Below are 315 nucleotides of genomic sequence, written 5' to 3' on the forward strand. Positions count from 1 at the left end.
ACCTGGGGGCTATCGAGCAACTGGGGGTGGGCGTGCGCATGCAATACGCCAATCATCAGTTCGATACCCCGCAGTCTTCCGCCGACGGCGGGTTGATCAACGGTTTCAACGACTGGTCGCTGAACCTGTCACGCCCCTGGCTGGGCATTGACATGAACCTCATCTACAGCGGCTCAAGCCTGAGCGGCGGCGATTGCAGTGTCTACAGCGGCCACAACGCGCGCTGTGAAGGGACGTTTACGCTCAAAGCGGTGCGCTCGTTCTTTTAAAGGCTCAAACCGGTTGAACTGCCAGACGCTACACTCCTCTACTGCA

The 315-nt window shown here is 58.7% G+C and carries 1 protein-coding gene; it reads left to right on the plus strand.

Annotated elements, in window-relative coordinates; all coding sequences use genetic code 11:
* Positions 1 to 269: TorF family putative porin (locus ALO43_RS20880; protein ID WP_217999785.1), on the plus strand; the 269-nt coding region annotated here is incomplete at its 5' end.
* Between the last annotated feature and the right edge of the window lie 46 nt (positions 270 to 315).

Origin of the sequence: Pseudomonas tremae, from assembly GCF_001401155.1 — a bacterium.
Taxonomy (GTDB): Bacteria; Pseudomonadota; Gammaproteobacteria; order Pseudomonadales; family Pseudomonadaceae; genus Aquipseudomonas; species Aquipseudomonas tremae.